This window comes from Klebsiella grimontii (assembly GCF_042137965.1).
In the GTDB taxonomy this organism is placed as follows: domain Bacteria; phylum Pseudomonadota; class Gammaproteobacteria; order Enterobacterales; family Enterobacteriaceae; genus Klebsiella; species Klebsiella grimontii.
Genome location: NZ_CP169721.1, coordinates 1 through 26,202 on the forward strand (window position 1 = coordinate 1; position 26,202 = coordinate 26,202).

Sequence of the window (26,202 nt, forward strand, 5' to 3'; positions counted from 1 at the left end):
GTGTCACTTTCGCTTTGGCAGCAGTGTCTTGCCCGATTGCAGGATGAGTTACCAGCCACAGAATTCAGCATGTGGATACGCCCTTTGCAGGCGGAGTTGAGCGATAACACGCTGGCACTGTATGCGCCAAACCGTTTTGTGCTCGATTGGGTAAGGGATAAATACCTCAATAATATCAATGGACTCCTCAATGATTTTTGCGGTGCGGATGCCCCACAGCTGCGGTTTGAGGTAGGCGCTAAGCCAGCCGTTCAGATGCAGAGAGGTACGGTAAGCGTTGCGGCCGCAGCGCCCGCGCAGCAGATCCAGACGGCGCGCGTTGCGCCGACGATCGTGCGTCCGGGCTGGGATAACGTTCCGGCGCCGGCAGAACCGACCTACCGCTCTAACGTCAATGTAAAACACACGTTTGATAACTTCGTCGAAGGTAAATCCAACCAGCTGGCTCGCGCGGCGGCGCGTCAGGTTGCGGATAACCCCGGCGGCGCGTACAACCCGCTGTTCCTTTATGGCGGCACCGGCCTGGGTAAAACCCACCTTTTACATGCGGTTGGTAACGGAATTGTGGCGCGTAAACCCAATGCGAAAGTGGTTTACATGCACTCCGAGCGCTTTGTACAGGACATGGTAAAAGCCCTGCAAAACAACGCTATTGAAGAATTTAAGCGCTATTACCGCTCCGTTGACGCCCTGCTGATCGATGACATTCAGTTTTTCGCTAATAAAGAGCGCTCGCAGGAAGAGTTTTTTCACACCTTTAACGCCCTGCTGGAAGGCAATCAGCAGATCATCCTGACGTCGGATCGCTATCCGAAGGAGATCAACGGGGTTGAGGATCGTCTCAAATCACGCTTCGGCTGGGGGCTGACGGTCGCGATCGAGCCGCCAGAGCTGGAAACCCGCGTGGCGATCCTGATGAAAAAAGCCGATGAAAACGACATTCGCCTGCCGGGCGAAGTGGCTTTCTTTATTGCTAAGCGCCTGCGCTCTAACGTACGTGAGCTTGAAGGGGCGCTGAACCGCGTTATCGCCAACGCCAACTTTACCGGCCGGGCGATCACCATCGATTTCGTGCGCGAAGCGCTGCGCGATCTGCTGGCTTTACAGGAAAAACTGGTCACCATCGACAATATTCAAAAGACGGTGGCGGAGTATTACAAAATTAAGGTAGCGGACCTGCTGTCTAAACGCCGCTCCCGTTCGGTGGCGCGCCCCCGCCAGATGGCGATGGCGCTGGCAAAAGAGCTGACCAACCACAGTCTGCCGGAAATCGGCGACGCGTTTGGCGGCCGCGACCATACCACCGTCCTGCACGCTTGCCGCAAGATTGAGCAACTGCGTGAAGAAAGCCACGATATCAAAGAAGATTTTTCCAATTTAATCAGAACATTATCCTCGTGACGCTATGAAATTTACCGTAGAACGTGAACATTTATTAAAACCGCTGCAACAGGTGAGCGGTCCTTTAGGTGGTCGTCCGACGCTACCGATTCTTGGCAACCTGCTCCTACAGGTTACCGATGGCGCGCTGTCGCTGACCGGTACCGATCTGGAAATGGAAATGGTCGCGCGCGTTGCGCTGATTCAGCCGCACGAAGCGGGAGCTACAACCGTTCCGGCGCGTAAATTTTTTGATATCTGCCGCGGCCTGCCTGAAGGCGCGGAGATCGCGGTCCAGCTGGAAGGCGAGCGCATGCTGGTGCGTTCCGGACGCAGCCGCTTTTCGCTCTCGACGCTGCCTGCGGCGGATTTCCCGAACCTCGATGACTGGCAGAGCGAAGTTGAATTTACCCTGCCGCAGGCGACCATGAAGCGCCTGATCGAAGCGACGCAGTTTTCGATGGCGCACCAGGACGTTCGCTATTACTTAAACGGTATGCTGTTTGAAACCGAAGGTAGCGAACTGCGCACCGTGGCGACAGACGGCCACCGCCTGGCGGTCTGCTCGATGCCGCTGGAAGAGTCCCTGCCCAATCATTCGGTGATCGTGCCGCGTAAAGGCGTGATTGAGCTGATGCGTATGCTCGACGGCGGCGATACGCCGCTGCGCGTGCAGATCGGCAGCAATAATATTCGCGCTCACGTTGGCGACTTTATCTTCACTTCAAAGCTGGTGGATGGTCGTTTTCCTGACTATCGCCGCGTACTGCCGAAGAATCCGGATAAGCATCTGGACGCCGGCTGCGATATTCTCAAGCAGGCCTTTGCCCGCGCGGCGATTCTTTCTAACGAAAAATTCCGCGGCGTGCGCCTGTACGTCAGTGAAAATCAGCTGAAAATCACCGCCAATAACCCGGAACAGGAAGAAGCGGAAGAAATTCTTGATGTCACCTATGCCGGGACCGAGATGGAAATCGGCTTTAACGTCAGCTATGTGCTGGACGTCCTGAACGCGCTGAAGTGTGAGAACGTGCGCATTCTGCTGACCGATTCCGTTTCGAGCGTGCAGATTGAGGATGCGGCCTCCCAATCCGCAGCATACGTCGTCATGCCTATGAGGCTGTAGAAAATATCGGGCTATCTTACTTGTTATTCTGGCTCCGGGCAGTGCTCGCAATCCTCACGTACTTTAGTACGCTCCGGTTGCTGCGCGCTGGCCGTGACCAGACTAACTGCGCCGATAACGCCCTGCTTATGAGCTGATATGTCGCTATCCCGACTTCTAATCAAAGACTTCCGCAATATTGAAAATGCGGATCTCGCCCTCTCTCCCGGCTTTAATTTCCTGGTTGGCGCCAACGGCAGCGGCAAAACCAGCGTACTTGAAGCTATCTATACGCTCGGCCATGGTCGGGCGTTTCGTAGTTTGCAGATTGGCCGCGTGATTCGTCACGAACAGGAGTCCTTTGTCCTGCACGGTCGCCTGCAGGGTGAAGAGCGTGAAGTATCTATCGGCCTGACGAAAGATAAGCAGGGCGACAGCAAGGTGCGTATCGACGGTACCGACGGGCATAAAGTGGCTGAGCTGGCGCACCTGATGCCGATGCAGCTGATTACGCCGGAGGGGTTTACTTTACTCAACGGCGGCCCCAAATACAGAAGAGCGTTCCTTGACTGGGGATGCTTTCACAACGAAGCCGGATTCTTTACCGCCTGGAGCAACCTGAAGCGCCTGGTGAAGCAGCGCAACGCCGCGCTGCGTCAGGTCAGCCGCTATGCCCAGCTGCGGCCATGGGATCTGGAGCTGATCCCGCTGGCAGAGCTTATTAGCCGCTGGCGGGCCGAATATAGCGCCGCTATCGTCGAAGACATGGCGGATACCTGTCGGCAGTTTTTGCCGGAGTTCGCTCTCACCTTTTCTTTCCAGCGCGGCTGGGAGAAAGAAACGGATTATGCCGAGGTGCTGGAGCGAAATTTCGAACGCGATCGCATGCTAACCTATACCGCCCACGGCCCGCATAAAGCGGATTTCCGCATTCGTGCCGACGGCGCGCCGGTAGAGGATACATTGTCACGCGGGCAGCTTAAGCTGCTGATGTGCGCCCTACGACTGGCGCAAGGCGAGTTTCTGACCCGCGAAAGCGGGCGGCGGTGCCTGTACCTGATAGATGATTTTGCCTCGGAACTTGACGACGCGCGGCGCGGGCTGCTTGCCAGCCGCTTAAAAGCCACGCAGTCGCAGGTTTTCGTCAGCGCCATTAGCGCTGAACACGTTATGGACATGTCGGACGAAAATTCGAAGATGTTTACCGTGGAAAAGGGTAAAATAGCGGATTAACCTAAGATAAAATGAGCGAGAAACGTTGATGTCGAATTCTTATGACTCCTCCAGTATCAAAGTCCTGAAAGGGCTGGATGCGGTGCGTAAGCGCCCGGGTATGTATATCGGCGACACGGATGACGGCACCGGTCTGCACCACATGGTATTCGAGGTTGTGGATAACGCTATCGACGAAGCGCTCGCAGGTTACTGTAAAGACATCGTTGTTACTATCCACAGCGATAACTCCGTCTCCGTCCAGGATGATGGTCGCGGTATTCCGACCGGTATTCACCCGGAAGAGGGTGTGTCGGCGGCGGAAGTGATCATGACCGTTCTGCACGCGGGCGGCAAATTCGATGATAACTCGTATAAAGTTTCCGGTGGTCTGCACGGTGTAGGCGTTTCCGTGGTTAACGCCCTGTCGCAGAAGCTGGAACTGGTCATTCAGCGCGATAACAAAATTCATCGTCAGATGTATGCGCACGGCGTGCCGCAGGCGCCGCTGGCGGTGACCGGCGAAACCGAAAAAACCGGCACCATGGTGCGTTTCTGGCCGAGCTACGAAACCTTCACTAACGTGGTCGAATTCGAATACGAGATTCTGGCAAAACGCCTGCGCGAGCTGTCGTTCCTGAACTCCGGGGTGTCGATTCGCCTGCGCGACAAGCGCGACGGTAAAGAGGATCATTTCCACTACGAAGGCGGTATTAAAGCGTTCGTAGAATATCTGAATAAAAACAAAACGCCGATCCACCCGAATATCTTCTATTTCTCCACCGAAAAAGACGGCATCGGCGTTGAAGTTGCGCTGCAGTGGAACGATGGTTTCCAGGAAAACATCTACTGCTTTACCAACAACATTCCGCAGCGCGACGGCGGTACCCACCTTGCAGGCTTCCGTGCGGCGATGACCCGTACCCTGAACGCCTACATGGATAAAGAAGGCTACAGCAAGAAAGCGAAAGTCAGCGCCACCGGCGACGATGCCCGTGAAGGCCTGATCGCTGTGGTCTCCGTGAAGGTGCCGGATCCGAAATTCTCCTCGCAGACCAAAGACAAGCTGGTCTCCTCTGAGGTGAAATCGGCGGTCGAACAGCAGATGAACGAACTGCTGAACGAATACCTGCTGGAAAACCCGTCTGACGCCAAAATCGTGGTCGGTAAAATCATCGACGCGGCGCGCGCGCGCGAAGCCGCACGTCGCGCGCGTGAGATGACCCGCCGTAAAGGCGCGCTGGACCTGGCGGGCCTGCCGGGCAAGCTGGCGGATTGTCAGGAACGCGACCCCGCGCACTCTGAACTGTACTTAGTGGAAGGGGACTCGGCGGGCGGTTCTGCGAAGCAGGGGCGTAACCGTAAGAACCAGGCGATTCTGCCGCTGAAGGGTAAAATCCTCAACGTTGAGAAAGCGCGCTTTGACAAAATGCTCGCGTCTCAGGAAGTAGCGACGCTGATTACCGCGCTGGGCTGCGGCATTGGCCGCGATGAGTACAACCCGGACAAACTGCGCTACCACAGCATCATTATCATGACCGATGCGGACGTCGACGGCTCGCACATTCGTACGCTACTGTTGACCTTCTTCTATCGCCAGATGCCGGAAATCGTCGAGCGCGGCCACGTCTACATCGCCCAGCCGCCGCTGTATAAAGTGAAGAAAGGCAAGCAGGAACAGTATATTAAAGACGATGAAGCGATGGATCAGTACCAAATCTCCATCGCGCTGGATGGCGCAACCCTGCACACCAACGCCAACGCGCCGGCCTTAGCCGGCGAGCCGCTGGAGAAACTGGTTGCCGAGTATAACGCCACGCAGAAAATGATCGGTCGTATGGAGCGTCGCTTCCCGAAAGCGCTGCTGAAAGAGCTTGTCTATCAACCGACGCTGGCGGAAGCCGACCTGAGCAACGAGCAGGCGGTGACTCGCTGGATCAATACCCTGGTGAGCGAGCTGAATGAGAAAGAGCAGCACGGCAGCCAGTGGAAATTTGATATCCGCGAGAACGCAGAGCTGCAGCAGTTTGAGCCGATTGTTCGCGTGCGTACCCATGGCGTGGACACCGACTACCCGCTGGATCACGAGTTCATTACCGGGCCGGAATACCGCCGTATCTGCGCGCTGGGCGAAACGCTGCGCGGCCTGATTGAAGACGATGCCTTTATCGAGCGCGGCGAGCGCCGCCAGCCGGTTGCCAGCTTCGAGCAGGCGCTGGACTGGCTGGTAAAAGAGTCCCGTCGCGGCCTCTCTATCCAGCGCTATAAAGGTCTGGGCGAGATGAACCCGGATCAGCTGTGGGAAACCACTATGGACCCGGATAGCCGCCGCATGCTGCGCGTGACCGTGAAGGATGCGATTGCCGCTGACCAGCTGTTCACCACCCTGATGGGTGACGCCGTTGAACCGCGCCGCGCCTTTATCGAAGAGAACGCCCTTAAAGCGGCGAACATCGACATTTAATCGTTGTTACACCGCCAGACTCAGGCCGCGCGTTTAGCGCGGCTTTTTTATGGGCGCAGGCATATCCAGCGACATCGCGGACGGTAAACGGCTGGCGAGCGTATCGACGGCAATTCGCACCCTCAGCGGTAGATGCGGCGTCTGTTGCCAGACCGCGTGAATGTCGAAGCGCACATCCGGCGCCTGCTTTAACAGCGGGACGAGTTTTCCCTCATGAATGTCTTTGCTGACCATCCAGCAGGGCAGCCATGCAATGCCGTGTCCGGCCAGCGCAGCGTCGCAGATCGCCTGCAAATCATCCATATTGAGCGATGAATGGGGTGTAAAGGTATGCGAGGCACCTTCGTTATCCATCAGCTGCCAGGATAGCACTCTGCCTGCCTGCAGATAGTTAATGGCCGCATGATGGGGCAAATCATCAACGCTTTGCGGGGTACCCTTCTTCTGCAGATAATCCGGCGCGGCGCACAGTACCATGCGGTGTTCTCCCAGCCTTCTGGCGACCAGAACGCTGCTGTCCTGAAGCGTGCCGTTACGTACCGCCATATCAAACCCTTCCTCGACGAGATCCACGACCCGGTCGCTGAATGACATCTCCAGCTCAAGGCCTGGATGTTCCTGCGCCAGCGCGATCAGCAGCGGGGCGACGCACTGGCGACCAAACAGCACCGGCATGGCAACGCGCAGGCGGCCGCTGACCTGCTGTTTGCCCGTTTCCAGCAGCGATTCTGCGCCCCGAATTTCCTCCAGCGCCCGCAGGCAACGTTCATAAAAAAGGGCGCCGTTGTCGGTCAGGCTTTGGCTGCGGGTCGTACGTTGAAACAGACGTACCCCCAGTCGTTCCTCAAGGCGAGCGATGCTCTTTCCCACCGCCGAGCGCGACAAATGTAAACGGATTGCGGCCTGCGCAAAACTGCCCGCCTCAACGGCGGCTACAAAAACCGGAATATCCTTCAGCGTATTGGACATAGATTGTTTCTTTTCTGGCGTCAATAGTGGGAAAAGTTATCGCCACTGGTGACGCTGAGTCAACGGTAGACTGTCGATACTGAAGCTTATTTGATGCCAGGAGAAAAAAATGACAGAGACAATGCAGCGCTGGTCGATGAACGCCCTCGGGCGCGAGAATCTCAAACTCACCCAGGCGCCCGTGCCGCAGCCAGGGCCAGGAGAAGTCCGCGTACGGGTGAATGCCGTTGCGCTCAACTACCGCGATAAAATGGTTATCGAAGGCTCCATGCCGATCGCGCTTTCCTTCCCGTTTACCCCGGCATCCGATATGGCAGGCGTGGTGGAAAGTACGGGAGAGGGCGTCACGCGTTTTAAACCCGGCGCTCGCGTCATCTCGACCTTTTTCCCTGAGTGGATCGACGGTAGGCCAACAGCGGACGCCCGCACTTTGCCCTATAAAACGACCGGCGGTTACTTTCAGGGGATGCTGGCTGAGTACGTGATTGTGAATGAAAACGGGCTGGTGGCCGCCCCGGAAACCCTGGATGACGCAGAGGCCAGCACCTTACCCTGCGCCGGGCTTACCGCATGGTTCGCGCTGGTGGAGCGCGGTCATTTGCGCGCCGGACAATCGGTGCTGGTGCAGGGCACGGGCGGTGTGGCGATATTCGCTTTGCAAATTGCCAAAGCGCAGGGGGCGGAGGTTTTTGTCACGTCGGGAAGCGATGAAAAACTGGCGCGGGCCAAACAACTCGGCGCCGATTATGGCATCAACCGGCTTAAAGGCGACTGGGCTGAAGGGATATACGAACTGACAAACGATCGCGGCATTGACCATATTATTGAAACCGTTGGTGGGGAGAACCTGAGGCATTCCCTGCGCGCCGTGGCGGTTCATGGGCGTATTTCGGTCATCGGCGTGCTGGCCGGCAGTGAAATCTCGCTGTCCGCGGGCGAACTGTTGCTGAAATCCCCCGTGATTCAGGGGATTGGCGTCGGGCACCGTCGTGCGCTGGAAGATTTCGTTCGCGCCGTTGACGTGACCGGGTTGAAACCTGTGATCGAGCACCGTTACCGCTTTAACCAGCTTGAACAGGCGCTAGAACACCTCGATCGCGGCGCGTTTGGTAAAATTGTCCTCACCCGCGAGTAATATCTCGTCCCCGGGTTTTGCCTAAAAGGGGGGATTCTGCTGTGCAATGTAGCTCTATTTTTGTGGGCTTAATCGCGTTAGCATGAGTAAGGACTCATCTTACCCGGGGATTTCATGGCTATTAAACTGATTGCAATCGATATGGACGGCACGCTGCTGCTGCCTGACCATACTATCTCTCCTGCGGTGAAAACTGCGATTGCCGCAGCCCGTGAACGCGGCGTCAACGTGGTACTGACCACCGGCCGCCCTTACGCTGGCGTGCACAGCTATCTGAAAGAACTGCATATGGAGCAGCCAGGAGATTACTGCATCACCTATAACGGCGCTTTAGTGCAGAAGGCGAGCGACGGCAGTACCGTTGCGCAGACCGCGCTGGGCTACGACGACTACCGCTATCTGGAACAGCTGGCCCGCGATGTCGGCTCCCACTTCCACGCGCTCGATCGCAACACTCTGTACACCGCGAACCGCGATGTGAGCTATTACACGGTACATGAATCCTATGTGGCGACGATCCCGCTGGTTTTCTGCGAAGCCGAAAAGATGGATCCGAATATCCAGCTGCTGAAAGTGATGATGATCGATGAGCCGGCGATTCTGGACAAGGCTATCGCCCGCATTCCGGCTGAAGTGAAAGAGAAATACACCGTGCTGAAAAGCGCGCCGTACTTCCTTGAAATTCTTGATAAACGCGTCACCAAAGGCACCGGCGTGAAATCGCTGGCCGATGCGTTGGGTATCAAAGCGGAAGAGGTGATGGCGATTGGCGATCAGGAAAACGACATTGCGATGATTGAATACGCTGGCGTCGGCGTGGCGATGGACAACGCGATTCCGGCCGTCAAAGAAGCGGCAAACTTTATCACCAAATCCAACCTGGAAGACGGTGTGGCATATGCTATTGAAAAGTATGTCTTAAACTAAAGATCTCTTTCTGAAAAACCCGCGTTTATCGCGGGTTTTTTTATGCGCTGAGTTTACCCCACCGCAAAATCCCCAAACCGGATTGTCGTTTTTGTGATCTAAATTGTAGTACAACATGTTTGTATTGTACTACATTGTGTCCATGGCGATGACGAGTGGTATCACGTTAGTACTACAAAGTTGCGGTTAAATCCGCCGGTCGCGGTAAAGTAGAGGGAGATATCCAGAGCACAAGGACTCTCCATGACTCTCAATAAAACCGATCGCATCGTCATCACGCTGGGCAAGCAGATTGTCAGCGGCAAATACGTTCCCGGCTCTGCGCTGCCCGCGGAAGCCGACCTGTGTGAGGAGTTTGCCACCTCGCGCAATATCATTCGCGAAGTGTTCCGTTCGTTGATGGCTAAGCGGCTGATTGAAATGAAGCGCTATCGCGGCGCGTTCGTTGCGCCGCGTAACCAGTGGAATTATCTCGACACCGACGTTTTACAGTGGGTGCTGGAGAGCGATTACGACCCGCGGCTGATTAGCGCGATGAGCGAGGTACGTAACCTGGTTGAACCCGCGATTGCCCGCTGGGCGGCCGAGCGCGCGACGTCGAGCGACCTGGCGCAAATAGAAGAAGCGCTCAACGACATGATCGCCAACAACCAGGACAGGGAGGCGTTTAACGAAGCGGATATTCGCTATCACGAGGCGGTGCTGCAGTCGGTGCATAACCCGGTTCTGCAACAGCTCAACGTGGCGATCAGTTCGCTACAGCGGGCGGTATTTGAAAGGACCTGGATGGGCGATGAGGCCAACATGCCGAAAACGCTCCAGGAACATAAGGCGCTGTTTGACGCCATCCGGCATCAGGACAGCGAAGCGGCGGAGCAGGCGGCGCTCACCATGATCGCCAGCTCGACACGAAGGTTAAAGGAAATCACATGACATCTCGCTACATCGCAATTGACTGGGGATCGACCAACCTGCGCGCCTGGCTTTATCAGGACGACCAGTGCCTGGAGAGCAGGCAATCGGCAGCAGGCGTCACGCGTTTGAACGGAGAATCCCCCGCGGCGGTGTTTAGCGAAATAACCCGGGGCTGGCGCGACGGCGCGACCCCGGCGGTGTTGGCAGGAATGGTCGGTAGCAACGTCGGCTGGAAGGTGGCGCCCTATTTGCCCGTTCCCGTTGATTTCTCCGCCATTGGCCAACAATTGACGTCCGTTGGCGACAAAGTCTGGATTATTCCCGGGCTGAGCGTCTCCCGCGACGCTAACCAGAATGTGATGCGCGGCGAAGAGACTCAGCTCCTCGGCGCGCGGATGATTGCCCCTTCTTCCATCTACGTGATGCCCGGCACCCACTGCAAATGGGTGCAGGCCGACCGCCAACAAATTAACGACTTTCGCACGGTGATGACCGGCGAACTGCATTATCTGCTGCTGCGCCACTCGCTGGTCGGCGCCGGGTTACCAGAGCAGGTCTCCGCTCCCGGCGCGTTTAACGCCGGGCTTGAGCGCGGCCTGCATTCGCCAGACATCCTGCCGCGGCTTTTTGAGGTGCGCGCTTCGCACGTGCTGGGGTCGCTGCCGCGCGAGCAGGTCGGCGAGTTTCTGTCGGGGCTGCTGATTGGCGCGGAAGTCGCCACCCTGAGCGAACGCTTTCGCGACCCGCAGGTCACCATTGTCGGCGGCGAGGCGCTGGCGAACCGCTATCAGCAGGCCCTGAGCGCCATTGGCCGTCAGACCACCGTGGTGTCAGGTGATAACGCATTTCAGACAGGAGTAAGGAGCATCATCCATGCAGTGGCAAACTAACTTACCGCTTATCGCTATCCTGCGCGGGATTACGCCGGAAGAGGCGCTGGCGCATGTGGGGGCGGTGATTGACGCCGGATTTGACGCCGTTGAAATTCCGCTCAACTCACCGCAGTGGGAAAAGAGTATTCCCGCCGTTGTTGAGGCTTATGGCGATAAAGCCCTGATTGGTGCAGGCACCGTGCTTAATACAGAACGGGTGGACCAGCTTGCCCAAATGGGCTGCAGGCTTATCGTCACGCCCAATATTCAGCCCGAGGTCATTCGTCGTGCGGTGAGCTACGGCATGACGGTTTGTCCGGGATGCGCGACGGCGACGGAAGCGTTCGCCGCGCTGGACGCCGGGGCTCAGGCGTTGAAAGTCTTCCCTTCTTCGGCTTTTGGCCCTGACTACATCAAAGCGTTAAAAGCCGTTTTGCCGCCGGAGGTTCCCGTTTTTGCGGTGGGCGGCGTGACGCCGGAAAATCTGGCGCAGTGGATAAAAGCAGGCTGTACCGGCGCCGGGCTGGGCAGCGATCTTTATCGCGCCGGCCAATCCGTAGAGCGTACCCAACGGCAGGCGGCAGCATTTGTTAAAGCGTATCGAGAGGCAGTGCAATGAAAATAACCAAACTCACCACGTATCGTTTACCCCCGCGCTGGATGTTTTTAAAAATTGACACCGACGAAGGCGTGGTTGGCTGGGGCGAGCCCGTGATTGAAGGGCGCGCGCGCACCGTAGAGGCGGCGGTGCATGAGCTCGGCGATTATTTGATAGGCCAGGATCCGGCGCGGATTAACGACCTGTGGCAGGTGATGTACCGCGCGGGCTTTTACCGCGGCGGTCCGATTTTAATGAGCGCCATCGCCGGTATCGATCAGGCGCTGTGGGATATTAAAGGCAAAGTGCTGAACGCGCCGGTCTGGCAGCTGATGGGCGGCCTGGTGCGCGACAAAATCAAAGCCTACAGCTGGGTTGGCGGCGACCGTCCGGCAGAGGTGATTGATGGCATCAAGAAGTTGCGCGGTCTTGGTTTTGACACCTTTAAACTCAACGGCTGCGAAGAGCTGGGGCTTATCGATAACTCTCGCGCGGTGGATGCGGCGGTGAATACCGTCGCGCAAATTCGCGAAGCGTTCGGCAATGAAATTGAGTTCGGCCTCGATTTCCACGGCCGCGTTAGCGCGCCGATGGCGAAAGTACTCATTAAAGAGCTGGAACAGTATCGTCCGCTGTTTATTGAAGAGCCGGTGCTTGCCGAGCAGGCAGAATATTATCCCCGGCTGGCGGCGCAAACCTCGATTCCTATCGCGGCGGGCGAACGCATGTTCTCGCGCTTCGAGTTTAAACGCGTGCTGGAAGCCGGTGGGCTGGCTATTCTGCAACCCGACCTGTCGCATGCCGGCGGTATTACCGAGTGCTATAAAATCGCCGGAATGGCCGAAGCCTACGACGTGGCGCTGGCGCCGCATTGTCCGCTGGGACCCATTGCGCTTGCCGCCTGCCTGCACGTCGATTTTGTCTCTTATAACGCTGTCTTCCAGGAGCAAAGTATGGGTATTCACTATAACAAGGGCGCGGAATTACTCGACTTTGTGAAAAATAAAGAGGACTTCAATATGGAAGGCGGTTTCTTTAAACCATTAATGAAGCCCGGACTTGGCGTAGAAATAGATGAAGCGCGGGTTATGGAATTAAGTCAGAACGCGCCGGACTGGCGTAATCCATTGTGGCGTCTGGAAGACGGTGTTGTTGCTGAATGGTAGTATCTTAATTAGTTCATTAGTTTCTCAATATCAATCTCTGCCTTCTGTCAGAGGGATTCTTACTGCTGAAGGCAGGATGATGAGGTAATAATTTATGAGCATTGAACTCTATACATCTACACTAAAAAAACTCAATAGCAAAATAATACCTTTTGTGATTATTTGCTATTTTGTTGCAAACCTTGATAAAACCAATATTTCTATTGCGGCCTTACAAATGAATGCGGATTTAGGTCTGACAGCCAGCATGTATGGTCTCGGGGTGGGAATGTTCTATATCTCCTATATTATTTTTGAAATTCCCAGTAATGTTATTATGACCCGCATAGGTGCCCGTATTTGGATTGCGAGAATAATGATAACCTGGGGTATTGTAAGCGCAGGGATGTCGCTGGTACATACCCCAACGCAGCTCTATGTGATGCGCTTTTTGTTGGGAATGGCAGAGGCTGGGTTTACCCCCGGGATTATTTATTATATTTCCTGCTGGTTCCCTAAAAGTAATCGAGCTCGCGCTATGTCATTCTTTTATATGGGGTCGGTTCTGGCATCAATTATTGGTTTACCAATATCCGGGTTTATTTTGAATATGCACGGTATTGCTGATATCGCTGGTTGGCGTTGGTTATTTGCGATAGAAGGAATCCCGGCTATTATCCTTGGTGTGATGGTTTTATGGTTGCTGCCATCGAGTCCTGAAAAAGCACACTGGTTAACGGGTTCAGAAAAAGAATGGTTAGTATCACAATTAGAGGAAGATAATCGAAATGTAATGGTCAATAAAAATCATTCGTGGCTGAGCGCTTTGAAAAATAAAGTTGTGCTCTTATTAAGTTTGGTGTGGTTTTTACAAGCTTTCGGTTCTATTGGTATTACCTTGTTTTTACCTTTGATTCTAAAAAGCATCGCCAGCGAGCAAAGCAATTTTGTTATTAGCTTACTATCCGCGGTGCCGTTTATTTTTGCCTGCTTATTTATGTATCTTAACGGCCGGCATTCCGATCTCACCAAAGAGCGATCGTTGCATATGGGGTTACCATTGATTCTTGCCGGCGTATCGCTGGGGGTGGCTATCTATTCAGATAACCTACTGATCTCTTATATCCTGCTGGTGCTTACCGTTGGGTTCAACTTTGCTCTGACCCCCGTTTTTTGGGCGGTCACCACTGAAAAGCTTGCTGGCGTTGCAGCAGCAGCCTCAATTGCTTTTATTAACACTATCGCGAATTTTGTTGGCTTAGGCCTGCCTCCTGTTTTAGGCAAGATTAAAGATGTGACCCATAGCTATCACTACGGCCTGCTTATTGTTGCTATCGCACTGGTATTAGGAGGAATTATCGGTATAGCCGTTTCGCGTACTGGTAAAGATACCTCCTTAAAGCACTCTGCCCACTCTTCCTTATAAGCGAATAGATAAGTATGAAACTGAAAATATTAAAGCAAGCATCATTGCCTGACCAACTTACGGCGGAGCTGAACAGTCTGTATGAAGTTTATGAATATGAGGCGCTTACAGGCGAAGAGTTGGCAGTCCTGGCTGAACAATTCACTATTATGATCACCAATGGTGAGGCCACCGTAACGCGCCAGCTGATTTCCAGCCTACCCTCTCTGGAGCTTATTGCTGTGTTTGGCGTGGGTTATGATGGGGTTGATGTTCGTGCTGCGGCAGATCATCGTGTGGCTGTCAGCCATACGCCGGGCGTATTAACGGATGATGTTGCTGATTTAGCGATGGGGCTGATGTTGGCGACATCGCGACAAATCGTTTCTGCACAGAAGTTTATTGAGGCGGGAGGCTGGCGTCAGGGGGGCTTTCAGTGGACGCGTAAGGTCTCGGGCTCGCGTGTTGGGATCGTTGGGATGGGGAGAATTGGGCAGGCAATAGCCCGACGCTGCGAAGGGTTTGCGATGCAGATTGCTTATAGCGATCGGAAAGCAATACCGGGGCTGGATTATCCGTGGATTGAGGATATTTCAACACTGGCGTCACAAACAGATTTTTTAGTGATATGTACGCCAGGAAGTGCGGAAAACCAGGCGCTTATTGATGAACGGGTACTCTCGGCTCTGGGCGCGAGCGGCATTTTAATCAACATTTCTCGCGGCAGCGTTGTTGATGAATTTGCTCTGATAAAAGCCCTCGAACAAGGAATTATCGCCGGAGCAGGATTGGATGTTTTTAGCCGGGAGCCAGAAGTGCCGCAGGCGCTCCTGCGCCGCGCGAACGTGGTGGTCACGCCACATATGGCAAGCGCGACCTGGAGTACCAGGGAGGCTATGTCCAGGTTAGTTCTTGAAAACGTGTCGGGATGGGCAAAAAATAAGACTTTGGTTACGCCTGTTCCCGCGCTTGAACCATAGTCATTTTTTGGCGGATCAACTACTCTGAAGCGCAACTTAGGCTTCAGAGTTTATCTCCCATGAAACAAGTCACCTTTGCTCCCCGCCATCATCAGCTTACCAACACCCGCACCTGGACGGCGGACAGCCGGTGGCTGGTTTTTGACGTTCGCCCCTCTGGCGCCTCCTTTACCGGCGAAACGATCGAGCGGGTGAATGTCGAGACGGGAGAGGTTGAGATCCTCTACCGTGCCGGACAAGGCGCGTACGTTGGCGTGGTGACCGTTCATCCATCGGTAGATAAATATGTCTTCATCCACGGTCCGGAAAACCCGGATGAGCGCTGGCATTACGATTTTCACCATCGCCGCGGCGTGGTGACGTATCAGGGGGAAACGCGCAACCTTGATGCGATGGATATCACTCCGCCCTATACCCCCGGCGCGCTGCGCGGCGGCAGCCATGTGCATGTTTTCAGCCCGAACGGCGAGCTCGTCAGTTTTACCTATAACGACCACGTGCTGCATGAACGCGATCCGGCGCTGGATTTACGCAACGTTGGCGTGGCGGTTCCCTATGGCCCGGTAATACCCCGTGGGGATCATCCACGGCAATACGGCGGCAGCCACTGGTGCGTGCTGGTCAGCCGCACAACGTCGTCCCCCGCGCCGGGCAGCGACGAGATTAATCGCGCCTATGAAGAGGGCTGGGTCGGTGACCGGGCGCTGGCGTTTATTGGCGATACGCGAGCGATAAACGGCGACAAAGTGCCGGAGCTGTTTATTGTCGAGCTGCCGCAGAGCGAGCAGGGCTGGAAGCAGTCTGGCGAGGCGCCGCTTGCTGGAACGGACGACACGATGCCGGCTCCCCCCGCCGGCGTGGTCCAGCGCCGCTTAACGTTTACCCATGAACGTCGTTACCCGGGGCTGGTGAATACGCCGCGACATTGGGTGCGGGCCAACCCGCAGGCAACGGAGATTGCTTTTCTGCTGCGCGACGATGCCGGGGTGGCGCAAATGTGGCTTATCTCGTCGCAGGGTGATGGGCTGCGGCAGCTGACCCACAACCGCTCTGATATCCAGTCGGCGTTTAACTGGCATCCGTCGGGGAAATGGCTGGGCTTTGTGCTGGAAAACCGAATCGCGCTTTGTGATGCGCTGAGCGGGGACATCCTCTTTTTGACCGACGAACATGCCAATCCGCCATCGGCCGATGCGATCGTCTTTTCGCCAGACGGCAAACAGCTTGCCTGGATGGAGGAGGTAGACGGTTACCGCCAGCTATGGGTAACCGCAACGGGGCGCTAAATTACTGATTAGTCATCCGCGCTGGCGGGATCACGGAGTTGGTCGCCAGCGTCTCTTTCTCGCTCTTTTCAACGCGCGATTTGACCGAGCTGTCGGTGCGGAACATATCCCACGGCAGCAGCAGCGTGTCCATTACCGCCGTAAGGGGCATATCCAGCGCCACAAGGGATTTCGTTCCCCAGTTGGCATCGCTATCTCCCAGCATTTGCGCGCTGGCGCGCGTTCCCGGATAGGTTCCTTCCTTACCGCCGGTATGTGACATCACGCTGGAGCAACCGCCTAAACTTATCATCCCGCTAAACAGGACCAGCTTTAACAGACCGTTTTTCATCATTTTTCCGTCATCGTTACGGGCGTTGATAGAACCTTCAATGTACAAAAATTTCAGAGCGCCGCCGGTAAAGACGCGGTCTGAAGAATGGCGTACATATCGGTTATATCGGGCCATTCCATGGATGCATAGTGCGATTGCGCCGCACTGTGGCAGGCGTCGCACTTTGCCTTTTGTGCTGTCACTCCAGTCTAAGCAATAGACCGCAAACTGCAAAAAAAATTGCCCTCTTCACCTTGAAAAGGGCATGGATATACCCATTTTAGGAATGTGTCACTCAGAGAATACGCCGAATGGGTATTCCGCTTAATAACGACCTGTCCATGATGGAAGGTCAGATAATTCTCGCTGATTTCAGGAGCTATGTATTATGCGTAATTTCGATCTCTCCCCGCTGTATCGTTCTGCTATTGGTTTCGACCGCCTTTTCAATCTGTTAGAAAATAATCAAAGCCAGAGTAATGGCGGCTACCCTCCGTACAACGTTGAGTTAGTAGACGAGAACAACTACCGCATCGCGATTGCGGTGGCCGGTTTTGCCGAGAGCGAACTGGAAATTACCGCTCAGGATAATCTGCTTATCGTGAAAGGCGCCCATGCCGCCGAACAGAAAGAGCGTACTTACCTCTATCAGGGCATCGCTGAACGCAATTTTGAGCGTAAATTCCAGCTGGCGGAAAATATCCATATTCGCGGCGCCAACCTGGTAAACGGCCTGCTGTATATCGACCTCGAGCGAGTGATTCCCGAAGCGAATAAACCGCGCCGTATCGAGATCAACTAATTTCCTTGGGCCGCCAACGCGGCCCGGTATTAATGCAAAAATCTGCCTGCCGTCAGGGGGCAAATGCGAATCCGCAGGATTTGCAGCTAACCACTCGCTTCTTAGAAGGAGAAACACAATGCGTAACTACGATTTATCCCCGCTGCTGCGTCAATGGATCGGTTTTGACAAACTGGCCAACGCGCTGCAAACCGCCGGTGAAAGCCAGACCTTCCCGCCTTATAACATCGAAAAAAGCGACGATAACCACTATCGCATTACCCTTGCGCTGGCCGGTTTCCGTCAGGAAGATTTGGATATCCAGCTTGAAGGCACGCGCCTGACGGTAAAAGGCGCGCCGCAGCAGCCGGAAAAAGAGACCAAATGGCTACACCAGGGGCTGGTTAACCAGGCGTTTAGCCTGAGCTTCACGCTCGCCGAAAATATGGAAGTCTCCGGGGCTACCTTTACCAACGGCCTGCTGCATATCGATTTGACCCGCAACGAGCCGGAACAGATCGCCCCGCAGCGCATCGCCATCAGCGAGCGCCCCGCGTTAGATAGCTAATTAAGCTAACCACTCATAAAGCCCCGATTTTCGGGGCTTTTTTGTGCGCGGGAGCGCATTAAATCCCCTTGCTGCAACGGATGTTTCAGTTTGAAAAATAATCAGATTTTATAGGCTCACTGAAACAAAGGATCTGTAATGAACGAACAGCAGCCATTCGAAGCGATCAAAAATAGAGATGAGGCGGGGAGAGAATATTGGTCTGCCCGAAACCTTGGCCATTACTGGACTATAAAGAGTGGAGAAATTTTCAAAAGGTAATCTCAAAAGCGATAATTTCATGTGAGGCGAGCGGTCAGCTACCCTCAGACCATTTTGTTGAGTCCAACAAAATGGTCGAATTGGGTTCCGGTTCCAGCAGGAATCTTGAAGACATTCATCTATCCCGCTACGCCTGCTATCTGGTTGTGCAAAATGGCGATCCGTCGAAACTGGTCATTGCCGCGGGGCAAACCTACTTTGCGTTGCAAACCCGGCGTCAGGAACTGAAGGACGATCAAACCTTTAAATCTCTACGAGAGGATGAGAAGCGGCTATTTTTGCGCAATGAGCTGAAAGAACATAATAAACACCTTGTTGAAACGGCCCAGCTAGCGGGCGTACAGACAACGCTGGATTTCGCTATTTTCCAGAACCATGGCTATAAAGGCCTCTACGGTGGTCTGGATCAACAAGCGATTCATGAGCGTAAAGGGCTAAAGAAAAGCCAAAAAATTCTCGACCATATGGGGTCTACTGAGCTTGCAGCCAACCTTTTCCGCGCTACCCAAACGGAAGAAAAACTGCGCCGGGATGAGGTCGATACGGAGCAGCTGGCCAATCAAACCCATTATGAAGTTGGCCAAAAAGTGCGTCAGACGATTAACGATCTTGGCGGTACGATGCCTGAAGCGCTCCCTTCCCCGGAGAAAAGTATTCAGCAGCTGAAAATTGCGGCGAAAAATAAAGGCGTGCCTGAATAGCAAACCCGATCCCGTGATTATTGTGCGCCAGGCGGCATACAGCCTGGTCGCTACCGGTCATAATCCTCTTTATTCGTAATGTTATTCACAGGGAAGAGACGATGAGTGATATAGCATTGACCGTTAGCGTATTGGCGCTGGTGGCGGTCGTCGGATTGTGGATCGGCAATGTAAAAGTGCGCGGCGTCGGCTTCGGTATCGGGGGCGTGCTGTTTGGCGGCATCATCGTCGGCCACTTTGTGGACCAGGCGGGCATTACGCTCAGCAGCCCAATGCTGCACTTTATTCAGGAATTCGGCCTGATTCTCTTTGTGTATACCATCGGTATCCAGGTCGGGCCGGGCTTCTTCGCCTCGCTGCGCGTCTCCGGCCTGCGGCTGAACCTCTTCGCTATTCTGATCGTCATTCTCGGCGGCCTGGTCACCGCGGTCCTGCATAAACTGTTCGATATCCCTCTTCCCGTGGTGCTCGGTATCTTCTCCGGCGCGGTAACCAACACGCCTGCGCTGGGGGCCGGACAGCAGATCCTGCGCGACCTTGGCGTACCGCTTGATACCGTCGATCAGATGGGGATGAGCTACGCCATGGCCTATCCATTCGGCATCTGCGGCATTTTGCTGACCATGTGGCTGGTGCGACTGTTTTTCCGCATTAACGTCGAGAAAGAGGCCCAGCAGTTTGACGAGATCAGCGGCAACGGCCATGCGCATCTTCAGACCATCAACGTGCGGGTCGAAAACCCGAACCTGAACAATATGGCGATTCAGGATGTGCCGATGCTCAACAGCGACAAGCTGATCTGCTCGCGCCTCAAGCGTGAGGAGATGCTGATGGTGCCCGCGCCAAATACCCTGATTCAGCTTGGGGACCTGCTGCATCTGGTCGGGCGGCCGGAGGATTTGCACAATGCCCAACTGGTGATTGGCAAGGAAGTTTCCACTTCGCTCTCCACGCGCGGTACCGATCTGAAAGTCGAGCGCGTGGTGGTCACCAACGAAAAAGTGTTAGGTAAAAGGATTCGCGATCTGCACTTTAAACAGCGCTATGACGTGGTGATCTCGCGCCTCAATCGCGCCGGGGTTGAACTGGTGGCCAGCAGCCATGCCAGCCTGCAGTTCGGTGATATTCTCAACCTGGTCGGCCGTCCGGAGGCGATTGACGCGGTGGCCGCCGAGCTTGGCAACGCCCAGCAAAAACTGCAGCAGGTGCAGATGCTGCCGGTATTTATCGGCATTGGCTTAGGCGTGCTGCTGGGCTCTATTCCGCTGTTTATTCCGGGGTTCCCGGCGGCGCTGAAGCTGGGTCTGGCCGGAGGGCCGCTGATTATGGCGCTGATCCTCGGGCGTATCGGCAGCATCGGTAAGCTGTACTGGTTTATGCCGCCCAGCGCCAACCTCGCGCTACGCGAGCTGGGTATTGTGCTGTTCCTGGCGGTGGTTGGGCTGAAATCCGGCGGCGACTTTGTGGCGACGCTGATTGAAGGCGATGGTATGAGCTGGATTGTCTACGGCATTTTTATCACCGCGATCCCGCTGCTGGCGGTCGGTATTCTGGCGCGCATGTTGGCGAAGATGAACTACCTGACCCTGTGCGGCATGCTGGCCGGTTCAATGACCGACCCTCCGGCGCTGGCTTTTGCCAACAACCTGCATGCCACCAGCGGCGCGGCGGCCCTTTCATACGCGACGGTTTATCCGCTGGTCATGTTCTTACGTATTATCACGCCGCAGCTACTGGCGGTGCTGTTCTGGGGGATAGGTTAACGGATTCTCCGCGCGGACGCGCCGCAGGTGGTAGTCCACCTGATAGACGCTGGCGTTACGGAACATCACCGAATAGTTAAGAAACTCGCCGCTGTCGCTGTAGGAAAGAGAGGTAATACGCAGCAGCGGCGTCTGTTCCGGCACGTTCATCGACTGCGCCAGCTGCCTGTCCGCCAGCACCGGCGACAGCGTTTCATAGTTACCGCTGATGGTTAACCCGCACTCCTTCTCGATGTAATCGAACTTCGATCCCTCCAGATGCGCCAGCGACAGATTGCGAAACAGCTTTACCGGCATATAGCTGTCTTCGAGCATGAGCGGCTTGCCATCGACATAGCGCACCCGGCGCGAGAAGTAGATCCGTTCATCAATTTGTATCCGCAGCAGGCTGGCGATAGCCGGAGGGGCGGGCATGACCTCGAAAACCAATACCCGGCTGATCACCTCTTTACCCTGCTTGCGCAGCACTTCGGCCAGCCCGGTCAGATTGGTGGTTTCATGATGCAGGTCTTTACGGGCGACATAGGTGCCGGAGCCGTGCCGACGCACCACCAGCCCCCAGGCGACCAGCAGATCTATCGCCTTGCGGATGGTCATGCGCGCGACGCCAAACTCTTCCGCTAGTTTTTTTTCCCCAGGAAGCGGGCTGCCGACCTCGAAATCGGAGGAATTCAGCCGCAGACGCAATCTGTCGGCGATGGATTTGTAGATCACCAGTAGACCTCTATTCACTCAGTTGAAAACGATTGAGCATGAATTATTCACTATAAAAATACAGTAAATACATGTGAATAAAGACTATTCGTTATAGCGCCTTAAACAGCGCAATTCATCATGTCTAATTTTTAATTAAAAAGTAGACAACATTGGCGTAATTAAAACCATGAAAGCGATCACGAATCGCAACGGCGCCGCATGTTGTTGGAGGGGCAAATTTCTATTCTCATCTCAGGCCAGTACAAATAGTTACCCTGAATAATTCACCGCGGCAGGTGAAGCATGGCGGGTATGAATAAGGCCACTCACCCTATGAGTTGTTACATGAGGATTATCAAATGCTCAGTCAAATACAACGCTTTGGCGGCGCCATGTTTACCCCGGTTTTACTCTTTCCTTTCGCCGGGATCGTGGTGGGTATCGCCATTATGTTGCGCAACCCGATGTTCGTCGGCGAAGCGCTCACAGCACCCGACAGTTTATTTGCTCAGATCGTTCACATTATTGAAGAGGGCGGCTGGACCGTCTTTCGTAATATGCCGCTGATTTTCGCCGTCGGTCTACCGATCGGCCTGGCGAAACAGGCCCAGGGCCGTGCCTGCCTGGCGGTGCTGGTTAGCTTCCTCACCTGGAACTACTTTATTAACGCGATGGGGATGACCTGGGGCCACTTCTTCGGCGTCGACTTTTCCGTTGAGCCAACGGCAGGCAGCGGCCTGACTATGATGGCCGGGATTAAAACGCTTGATACCAGCATTATTGGCGCGATCGTCATTTCCGGGCTGGTGACCGCCCTGCATAACCGCTATTTCGATAAGCCGCTGCCGGTGTTTCTGGGGATTTTCCAGGGCTCCTCGTTTGTGGTGATTGTTGCCTTCCTGGCAATGATCCCCTGCGCCTGGCTGACCCTGCTGGGCTGGCCAAAGGTGCAGATGGGTATTGAATCGCTGCAGGCCTTTTTACGCTCGGCCGGCGCGCTGGGCGTCTGGGTATACATTTTCCTTGAGCGCATTCTGATCCCGACCGGGTTACACCATTTCGTCTATGGCCCGTTTATCTTCGGCCCGGCGGTGGTGGAAGGGGGGATTCAGGTTTACTGGGCGCAGCATTTACAGGCGTTCAGCCAGAGCACCGAGGCGCTGAAAACCCTGTTCCCGGAAGGCGGATTCGCGCTGCACGGTAACTCGAAGGTCTTTGGTTCGGTGGGGATTGCGCTGGCGCTCTACTTTACCGCCGCGCCGGAAAATCGCGTCAAAGTTGCCGGGCTGCTGATCCCCGCCACGCTGACCGCCATGCTGGTAGGTATCACCGAGCCGTTAGAGTTCACCTTCCTGTTTATTTCGCCGCTGCTGTTTGCCGTCCATGCGGTACTGGCGGCCACTATGGCAACGGTGATGTATATCTGCGGCGTGGTAGGCAACTTCGGCGGCGGCCTGCTGGACCAGTTCCTGCCGCAAAACTGGATCCCGATGTTCCACAACCACGCGTCGATGATGTTTATCCAGATCGGCGTTGGCGTGTGCTTCACCGCACTCTACTTCGTCATCTTCCGCACGTTGATTCTGCGCCTGAACCTGAAAACGCCTGGCCGTGAAGAGAGCGAAATTAAGCTCTACAGCAAAGCGGATTACCAGGCCGCGCGCGGTAAAACTAGCGCCGCCGGGGCAGCGGACACCAAACTGGGCCAGGCCGCCGGCTTCCTGCAGGCGCTGGGCGGAGCGGGCAATATCGAAAGCATCAATAACTGCGCCACCCGACTGCGCATCGCGCTGGTCGATATGGCGAAGACCCAAAGCGACGACGTTTTTAAAGCGCTGGGCGCCCACGGCGTAGTCCGCCGCGGCAACGGGATTCAGGTCATCGTCGGCCTGCACGTTCCCCAGGTCCGCGACCAGCTCGAAACCCTGATGAAAGATTCTCTACAGACCGAACAAACCACCATGACGGAGGCAGTATCATGAAAAAATTCTCAGTTGTTATCGCAGGCGGCGGCAGTACCTTTACCCCGGGCATCGTGCTGATGCTGTTAGCGAACCAGGATCGCTTCCCGCTGCGGGCGCTGAAATTTTACGACAACGACGGCGCGCGTCAGGAGACCATCGCCGAGGCGTGCAAGGTGATCCTTAAAGAGCAGGCGCCGGAGATCGCGTTCAGCTACACCACCGACCCGCAGGCGGCCTTTACCGACGTTGATTTCGTGATGGCGCATATCCGTGTGGGCAAATACCCGATGCGTGAAAAAGATGAAAAAATCCCGCTGCGCCACGGCGTGCTGGGCCAGGAAACCTGTGGCCCTGGCGGGATCGCCTACGGTATGCGCTCCATCGGCGGCGTCCTGGAGCTGGTGGACTATATGGAAAAATATTCGCCGAACGCCTGGATGCTGAACTACTCCAATCCGGCGGCCATTGTGGCGGAAGCGACCCGTCGCCTGCGTCCGAACGCTAAAATTCTCAACATCTGCGATATGCCGATCGGTATCGAAGGACGGATGGCGCAAATCGTCGGCCTTAAGGACCGTAAGCAGATGCGCGTGCGCTACTACGGGCTGAACCACTTCGGCTGGTGGACCTCGATTGAAGATCTGCAGGGTAACGATTTGATGCCGAAACTGCGCGAATATGTGGCGAAATACGGTTATGTTCCGCCGTCAAACGACCCGCACACCGAAGCCAGCTGGAACGACACTTTCGCCAAGGCGAAAGACGTACAGGCGCTGGACCCGGATACGATGCCGAATACTTACCTCAAGTACTACCTGTTCCCGGACTACGTCGTGGCGCACTCCAATCCGGAACGCACCCGCGCCAATGAGGTGATGGATCATCGTGAGAAAAACGTCTTTAGCTCCTGCCGGGCGATTATTGCGGCGGGCAAATCCTCCGCCGGCGATCTGGAAATTGACGAACACGCTTCCTACATCGTCGATCTGGCGGCGGCGATTGCCTTTAATACCCAGGAACGGATGCTGCTGATTGTGCCGAACAACGGCGCGATTCATAACTTTGACGCCGATGCGATGGTGGAAATTCCGTGCCTGGTGGGCCACAACGGACCGGAGCCGCTGACGGTCGGCGACATTCCTCACTTCCAGAAAGGGATGATGAGCCAGCAGGTGGCGGTGGAAAAACTGGTGGTGGATGCCTGGGAACAGCGCTCTTACCATAAGCTGTGGCAGGCCATCGCGCTGTCGAAAACCGTGCCGAGCGCATCGGTTGCCAAAGCGATTCTTGATGATCTGATCGCGGCCAATAAAGCGTACTGGCCGGAACTGCATTAATCCCGCTGACCGGCATCCGTGCGGTGACGGTCATTCATTTATCGGCCTGATAATCTGACGTTAAACGGTTATCAGGCCTGAACTTTTTCTGCACGGGGCGATTATTGATGCCTTCCGCTTTGGCTGTCAGGTAGAATCGGCGGTATTTTACGCAATCGGCAACCCATCACGGAGTCATGATGAAAATATCCCGCCTTGGCGAAGCGCCGGATTACCGCTTCTCGCTGGCGAATGAACGTACCTTTCTGGCGTGGATCCGCACTTCGCTTGGCTTTTTAGCCGGCGGCGTCGGCCTGGACCAGCTGGCGCCGGATTTCGCGACGCCGCTGATCCGCGAAATTCTCGCTCTGCTGCTGTGCCTGTTTGCCGGCGGCCTGGCGATTTACGGCTATATACGCTGGCTGAGCAATGAAAAGGCGATGCGGCTTAAACAGGACCTTCCCTATACCCGCACCCTGCTGCTGATCAGTATTCTGCTGACTATCGTTATCGTGGTGGTCATGGCGCTGGTGCTCTATGCCGGATAATCGCCGGGCGCGCCGCGAGAACGACCCGGGCCTACAGCCGGAGCGCACGTCGCTGGCCTGGTTTCGCACCCTTTTAGGCTATGGCGCGCTGCTGGCGCTGGCGATTAAGCACCACTGGCATCAGGCGGGGCTTCCGTTCTGGATTTCGCTGTGCATATTGCCGTTCGTCGCCGTCATCCTCTGGCGCTATACCCGCAGCCGCAATGTGATGGACGTTGAGCACAGTGATTTCGTCCAGCGGCAGGCGGTTCGTGACAAATTTTTGATCGCATTCGCAGTACTTTCCCTGTCATTGTTGTTTGCTGTAACCCATATACGACAAGTGATTTTGTTTATTAAGGATGTGATATGACAGGATGTCAGGCCGATTACGGTGACGATCGGCACTGCGGTAACTGCCAGTCTCTGGCGAGCGATATCCCGGTACGGGAAGTGATTATCCATCGTCAGGAGTGTGAGCGCCCAGAACGCGTCTACCACCAGCTCAGCGCGCAGGGGGCAGCGGCTATCAAGTTTATTCCCCATCTGCAACCTTCCGACGCCCGGCTGTGGGGGGATTTTCTCTGCGCGGTGTTTGCTATTTGGATCAAAGAAGACGCTAACCGCATCGTCGTGCCGCTGTTTGAGGCCACGCTGCGCGCCTGGCGCGGTGAGACAGTACGTTATGAGAATAATCCGCCGGGACCGGCCTGCGCGGGCTGCGCCTGGCTAAGATTATGCGGTGGCGGCTGCCCGCAGCTGCGACTGGAGGATGGCTCCAACGCGCTATGCGAAGGATACCGGCAGTTTTATAGCTGGAGCGCCCCCTATATGCGCGTTCTTCGCGATTTACTCAACCAGCACCGCTCGCCGGTTGAGCTCATGCATCTGCTGCGCTAAAAAAATGGCGACGAGAGAG

The 26,202-nt window shown here is 55.4% G+C and carries 24 protein-coding genes, 1 pseudogene and 1 other annotated feature; of the genes and pseudogenes, 22 read left to right on the forward strand and 3 right to left on the reverse strand.

The window, feature by feature from the left end:
• From dnaA to gyrB, 4 genes are all read left to right on the forward strand, one after another.
• Nucleotides 1–1,401, forward strand: coding sequence for a chromosomal replication initiator protein DnaA (dnaA, locus tag ACE3MN_RS00005; RefSeq protein ID WP_004871826.1), 1,401 nt, complete (start codon nucleotides 1–3; stop codon nucleotides 1,399–1,401).
• A gap of 4 nt (nucleotides 1,402–1,405) precedes the next feature.
• Entirely contained in the window at nucleotides 1,406–2,506 is a 1,101-nt protein-coding gene (gene dnaN, locus ACE3MN_RS00010) for a DNA polymerase III subunit beta (RefSeq protein WP_004107206.1), read from the forward strand.
• A gap of 138 nt (nucleotides 2,507–2,644) precedes the next feature.
• Nucleotides 2,645–3,718 carry a DNA replication/repair protein RecF gene (gene recF / locus ACE3MN_RS00015; RefSeq protein WP_004871824.1) on the forward strand — a complete coding sequence of 358 codons (1,074 nt, stop codon included), beginning with the start codon at nucleotides 2,645–2,647 and terminating at the stop codon, nucleotides 3,716–3,718.
• A gap of 28 nt (nucleotides 3,719–3,746) precedes the next feature.
• Nucleotides 3,747–6,161, forward strand: a complete 2,415-nt coding sequence (gene gyrB, locus ACE3MN_RS00020) for a DNA topoisomerase (ATP-hydrolyzing) subunit B (RefSeq protein WP_024360548.1) — start codon at nucleotides 3,747–3,749, stop codon at nucleotides 6,159–6,161.
• A gap of 33 nt (nucleotides 6,162–6,194) precedes the next feature.
• Here the strand turns inward: gyrB and ACE3MN_RS00025 are convergent, their stop codons facing one another.
• Nucleotides 6,195–7,130 (reverse strand): LysR family transcriptional regulator, encoded by a 936-nt coding sequence (locus tag ACE3MN_RS00025; RefSeq protein WP_024360549.1) that lies wholly within the window; start codon nucleotides 7,128–7,130, stop codon nucleotides 6,195–6,197.
• Between the two features lie 109 nt (nucleotides 7,131–7,239).
• Here ACE3MN_RS00025 and ACE3MN_RS00030 point away from each other — a divergent pair, with 109 nt between their 5' ends.
• From ACE3MN_RS00030 to ACE3MN_RS00070, 9 genes are all read left to right on the forward strand, one after another.
• A complete protein-coding gene (locus tag ACE3MN_RS00030; RefSeq protein WP_024360550.1) occupies nucleotides 7,240–8,265 on the forward strand; it encodes an NAD(P)-dependent alcohol dehydrogenase in 1,026 nt (341 codons plus the stop codon).
• A gap of 114 nt (nucleotides 8,266–8,379) precedes the next feature.
• Nucleotides 8,380–9,192: a sugar-phosphatase gene (gene yidA, locus ACE3MN_RS00035; protein WP_004871821.1), complete on the forward strand. Its 813-nt coding sequence runs from the start codon at nucleotides 8,380–8,382 to the stop codon at nucleotides 9,190–9,192.
• Between the two features lie 243 nt (nucleotides 9,193–9,435).
• Nucleotides 9,436–10,125: a D-galactonate utilization transcriptional regulator DgoR gene (gene dgoR, locus ACE3MN_RS00040; protein ID WP_004126932.1), complete on the forward strand. Its 690-nt coding sequence runs from the start codon at nucleotides 9,436–9,438 to the stop codon at nucleotides 10,123–10,125.
• Complete coding sequence (locus tag ACE3MN_RS00045) at nucleotides 10,122–10,997, forward strand: 2-dehydro-3-deoxygalactonokinase (RefSeq protein ID WP_004871818.1); 876 nt, start codon at nucleotides 10,122–10,124, stop codon at nucleotides 10,995–10,997. The genes dgoR and ACE3MN_RS00045 overlap by 4 nt, the downstream gene beginning before the upstream one ends.
• On the forward strand, nucleotides 10,981–11,598 hold the full coding sequence (locus ACE3MN_RS00050; protein WP_004871815.1) for a 2-dehydro-3-deoxy-6-phosphogalactonate aldolase: 618 nt from the start codon (nucleotides 10,981–10,983) through the stop codon (nucleotides 11,596–11,598). The genes ACE3MN_RS00045 and ACE3MN_RS00050 overlap by 17 nt, the downstream gene beginning before the upstream one ends.
• Nucleotides 11,595–12,743 carry a galactonate dehydratase gene (gene dgoD, locus ACE3MN_RS00055; RefSeq protein WP_102650130.1) on the forward strand — a complete coding sequence of 383 codons (1,149 nt, stop codon included), beginning with the start codon at nucleotides 11,595–11,597 and terminating at the stop codon, nucleotides 12,741–12,743. Before ACE3MN_RS00050 ends, dgoD begins: the two co-directional genes overlap by 4 nt.
• A 94-nt stretch (nucleotides 12,744–12,837) precedes the next feature.
• Nucleotides 12,838–14,148 carry an MFS transporter gene (locus ACE3MN_RS00060; RefSeq protein WP_004871812.1) on the forward strand — a complete coding sequence of 437 codons (1,311 nt, stop codon included), beginning with the start codon at nucleotides 12,838–12,840 and terminating at the stop codon, nucleotides 14,146–14,148.
• Nucleotides 14,149–14,162: 14 nt separating this feature from the next.
• Entirely contained in the window at nucleotides 14,163–15,107 is a 945-nt protein-coding gene (locus ACE3MN_RS00065) for a 2-hydroxyacid dehydrogenase (protein WP_102650131.1), read from the forward strand.
• A 59-nt stretch (nucleotides 15,108–15,166) separates the two neighbouring features.
• A complete protein-coding gene (locus tag ACE3MN_RS00070; RefSeq protein WP_102650132.1) occupies nucleotides 15,167–16,393 on the forward strand; it encodes a DUF3748 domain-containing protein in 1,227 nt (408 codons plus the stop codon).
• Nucleotide 16,394: 1 nt separating this feature from the next.
• Here the strand turns inward: ACE3MN_RS00070 and ACE3MN_RS00075 are convergent, their stop codons facing one another.
• Nucleotides 16,395–16,727 carry a YceK/YidQ family lipoprotein gene (locus ACE3MN_RS00075; RefSeq protein ID WP_004871809.1) on the reverse strand — a complete coding sequence of 111 codons (333 nt, stop codon included), beginning with the start codon at nucleotides 16,725–16,727 and terminating at the stop codon, nucleotides 16,395–16,397.
• A 298-nt stretch (nucleotides 16,728–17,025) separates the two neighbouring features.
• Nucleotides 17,026–17,101 (forward strand) — a sequence feature (ROSE (Repression Of Heat Shock gene Expression) occurs in the 5'-region of heat shock genes and acts as an RNA thermometer to modulate expression.).
• Between ACE3MN_RS00075 and ibpA the strand changes: the two genes are divergently transcribed.
• The 4 genes and pseudogenes from ibpA to ACE3MN_RS00095 all read left to right on the forward strand — a co-directional run bounded on the left by ibpA (nucleotide 17,095) and on the right by ACE3MN_RS00095 (nucleotide 20,780).
• Complete coding sequence (gene ibpA / locus ACE3MN_RS00080) at nucleotides 17,095–17,508, forward strand: small heat shock chaperone IbpA (protein WP_004126917.1); 414 nt, start codon at nucleotides 17,095–17,097, stop codon at nucleotides 17,506–17,508. (Overlaps the previous feature by 7 nt.)
• 118 nt (nucleotides 17,509–17,626) lie before the next feature.
• On the forward strand, nucleotides 17,627–18,055 hold the full coding sequence (gene ibpB / locus ACE3MN_RS00085) for a small heat shock chaperone IbpB (RefSeq protein ID WP_004126915.1): 429 nt from the start codon (nucleotides 17,627–17,629) through the stop codon (nucleotides 18,053–18,055).
• Between the two features lie 138 nt (nucleotides 18,056–18,193).
• Nucleotides 18,194–19,017: pseudogene (dinD, locus tag ACE3MN_RS00090) on the forward strand (DNA damage-inducible protein D).
• A 101-nt stretch (nucleotides 19,018–19,118) separates the two neighbouring features.
• Nucleotides 19,119–20,780: a putative transporter gene (locus ACE3MN_RS00095; RefSeq protein WP_004126911.1), complete on the forward strand. Its 1,662-nt coding sequence runs from the start codon at nucleotides 19,119–19,121 to the stop codon at nucleotides 20,778–20,780.
• Here the strand turns inward: ACE3MN_RS00095 and ACE3MN_RS00100 are convergent.
• On the reverse strand, nucleotides 20,748–21,494 hold the full coding sequence (locus ACE3MN_RS00100; protein WP_004871803.1) for a GntR family transcriptional regulator: 747 nt from the start codon (nucleotides 21,492–21,494) through the stop codon (nucleotides 20,748–20,750). The genes ACE3MN_RS00095 and ACE3MN_RS00100 overlap by 33 nt on opposite strands.
• 341 nt (nucleotides 21,495–21,835) lie before the next feature.
• Between ACE3MN_RS00100 and ACE3MN_RS00105 the strand changes: the two genes are divergently transcribed.
• The 5 genes from ACE3MN_RS00105 to ACE3MN_RS00125 all read left to right on the forward strand — a co-directional run bounded on the left by ACE3MN_RS00105 (nucleotide 21,836) and on the right by ACE3MN_RS00125 (nucleotide 26,183).
• On the forward strand, nucleotides 21,836–23,458 hold the full coding sequence (locus tag ACE3MN_RS00105) for an alpha-glucoside-specific PTS transporter subunit IIBC (RefSeq protein ID WP_004871802.1): 1,623 nt from the start codon (nucleotides 21,836–21,838) through the stop codon (nucleotides 23,456–23,458).
• Nucleotides 23,455–24,777, forward strand: coding sequence for a 6-phospho-alpha-glucosidase (locus ACE3MN_RS00110; protein ID WP_049087034.1), 1,323 nt, complete (start codon nucleotides 23,455–23,457; stop codon nucleotides 24,775–24,777). The genes ACE3MN_RS00105 and ACE3MN_RS00110 overlap by 4 nt, the downstream gene beginning before the upstream one ends.
• Nucleotides 24,778–24,956: 179 nt before the next feature.
• Nucleotides 24,957–25,304: a YidH family protein gene (locus ACE3MN_RS00115; RefSeq protein ID WP_004126880.1), complete on the forward strand. Its 348-nt coding sequence runs from the start codon at nucleotides 24,957–24,959 to the stop codon at nucleotides 25,302–25,304.
• Nucleotides 25,294–25,656 carry a DUF202 domain-containing protein gene (locus ACE3MN_RS00120; protein ID WP_049087033.1) on the forward strand — a complete coding sequence of 121 codons (363 nt, stop codon included), beginning with the start codon at nucleotides 25,294–25,296 and terminating at the stop codon, nucleotides 25,654–25,656. Before ACE3MN_RS00115 ends, ACE3MN_RS00120 begins: the two co-directional genes overlap by 11 nt.
• On the forward strand, nucleotides 25,653–26,183 hold the full coding sequence (locus ACE3MN_RS00125; RefSeq protein WP_004871787.1) for a hypothetical protein: 531 nt from the start codon (nucleotides 25,653–25,655) through the stop codon (nucleotides 26,181–26,183). Before ACE3MN_RS00120 ends, ACE3MN_RS00125 begins: the two co-directional genes overlap by 4 nt.
• Nucleotides 26,184–26,202: the final 19 nt, after the last annotated feature.

Bases quoted from the DNA above. Each gene is read 5' to 3' on its own strand.
- ACE3MN_RS00075 (WP_004871809.1), bottom strand. From the start codon at position 16,727: ATGATGAAAAACGGTCTGTTAAAGCTGGTCCTGTTTAGCGGGATGATA.
- ACE3MN_RS00070 (WP_102650132.1), top strand. From the start codon at position 15,167: ATGAAACAAGTCACCTTTGCTCCCCGCCATCATCAGCTTACCAACACC.
- yidA (WP_004871821.1), top strand. From the start codon at position 8,380: ATGGCTATTAAACTGATTGCAATCGATATGGACGGCACGCTGCTGCTG.
- ACE3MN_RS00025 (WP_024360549.1), bottom strand. From the start codon at position 7,130: ATGTCCAATACGCTGAAGGATATTCCGGTTTTTGTAGCCGCCGTTGAG.
- dgoD (WP_102650130.1), top strand. From the start codon at position 11,595: ATGAAAATAACCAAACTCACCACGTATCGTTTACCCCCGCGCTGGATG.
- ACE3MN_RS00060 (WP_004871812.1), top strand. From the start codon at position 12,838: ATGAGCATTGAACTCTATACATCTACACTAAAAAAACTCAATAGCAAA.
- ibpB (WP_004126915.1), top strand. From the start codon at position 17,627: ATGCGTAACTACGATTTATCCCCGCTGCTGCGTCAATGGATCGGTTTT.
- ACE3MN_RS00105 (WP_004871802.1), top strand. From the start codon at position 21,836: ATGCTCAGTCAAATACAACGCTTTGGCGGCGCCATGTTTACCCCGGTT.
- ACE3MN_RS00030 (WP_024360550.1), top strand. From the start codon at position 7,240: ATGACAGAGACAATGCAGCGCTGGTCGATGAACGCCCTCGGGCGCGAG.
- recF (WP_004871824.1), top strand. From the start codon at position 2,645: ATGTCGCTATCCCGACTTCTAATCAAAGACTTCCGCAATATTGAAAAT.
- ACE3MN_RS00115 (WP_004126880.1), top strand. From the start codon at position 24,957: ATGAAAATATCCCGCCTTGGCGAAGCGCCGGATTACCGCTTCTCGCTG.
- ibpA (WP_004126917.1), top strand. From the start codon at position 17,095: ATGCGTAATTTCGATCTCTCCCCGCTGTATCGTTCTGCTATTGGTTTC.
- gyrB (WP_024360548.1), top strand. From the start codon at position 3,747: ATGTCGAATTCTTATGACTCCTCCAGTATCAAAGTCCTGAAAGGGCTG.
- ACE3MN_RS00120 (WP_049087033.1), top strand. From the start codon at position 25,294: ATGCCGGATAATCGCCGGGCGCGCCGCGAGAACGACCCGGGCCTACAG.
- ACE3MN_RS00125 (WP_004871787.1), top strand. From the start codon at position 25,653: ATGACAGGATGTCAGGCCGATTACGGTGACGATCGGCACTGCGGTAAC.
- ACE3MN_RS00110 (WP_049087034.1), top strand. From the start codon at position 23,455: ATGAAAAAATTCTCAGTTGTTATCGCAGGCGGCGGCAGTACCTTTACC.
- ACE3MN_RS00095 (WP_004126911.1), top strand. From the start codon at position 19,119: ATGAGTGATATAGCATTGACCGTTAGCGTATTGGCGCTGGTGGCGGTC.
- ACE3MN_RS00045 (WP_004871818.1), top strand. From the start codon at position 10,122: ATGACATCTCGCTACATCGCAATTGACTGGGGATCGACCAACCTGCGC.
- dgoR (WP_004126932.1), top strand. From the start codon at position 9,436: ATGACTCTCAATAAAACCGATCGCATCGTCATCACGCTGGGCAAGCAG.
- dnaN (WP_004107206.1), top strand. From the start codon at position 1,406: ATGAAATTTACCGTAGAACGTGAACATTTATTAAAACCGCTGCAACAG.
- ACE3MN_RS00050 (WP_004871815.1), top strand. From the start codon at position 10,981: ATGCAGTGGCAAACTAACTTACCGCTTATCGCTATCCTGCGCGGGATT.
- ACE3MN_RS00065 (WP_102650131.1), top strand. From the start codon at position 14,163: ATGAAACTGAAAATATTAAAGCAAGCATCATTGCCTGACCAACTTACG.